This is a genomic window from Flavobacterium cheongpyeongense, assembly GCF_003202435.1.
GTDB lineage: Bacteria > Bacteroidota > Bacteroidia > Flavobacteriales > Flavobacteriaceae > Flavobacterium > Flavobacterium cheongpyeongense.
On the sequence record NZ_QJHK01000051.1, the window covers coordinates 1 to 789 of the forward strand.

The following is a 789-nucleotide window of genomic DNA, read 5'->3' on the forward strand; positions in this document are numbered from 1 at the left end:
CTGTAGCAGCTGTTCCACCCGAAGGCGACCATGAGTAGGTATATCCACCAGCACCACCCGAAGGAGTCACTGAAGCAGAACCATTAGATCCACCGTTACAAGACACATTTGTTTGCGCCGCAGTTGCTGTACTGATAGTCGTTGGTTGAGTAATTGTAAAGTTTCGAGTAGCGGTACATCCGTTAGCATCGGTTACCGTTACCGTATATGCTCCTGCACTTAATCCGGTTGCTGTAGCAGCTGTTCCACCCGAAGGCGACCATGAGTAGGTATATCCACCTGCACCACCCGAAGGAGTTACGGAAGCAGACCCGTTAGATCCACCGTTACAAGACACATTTGTTTGCGCCGCAGTTGCTGTACTAATTACTGTTGGTTGTGTAATTGTAAAATTTCTAGTAGCGGTACATCCGTTAGCATCGGTTACTGTTACCGTATATGTTCCTGCACTTAATCCGGTTACTGTAGCAGTAGTAGCACCATTACTCCATAGATAGGTATATCCACCAGCACCACCCGAAGGAGTCACTGAAGCAGAACCATTAGATCCACCGTTACAAGACACATTTGTTTGCGCCGCAGTTGCCGTACTGATAGCCGTTGGTTGAGTAATTGTAAAGTTTCGAGTAGCGGTACATCCGTTAGCATCGGTTACCGTTACCGTATATGTTCCTGCACTTAATCCGGTTGCTGTAGCAGCTGTTCCACCCGAAGGCGACCATGAGTAGGTATATCCACCAGCACCACCCGAAGGAGTCACTGAAGCAGAACCATTAGATCCACCGTTAC

General features: G+C 48.3%; 1 pseudogene. It reads right to left on the minus strand.

From position 1 onward, the window contains the following. A pseudogene (locus DMB65_RS21855) lies at nt 1-789 on the minus strand (SprB repeat-containing protein); the annotation flags it as partial.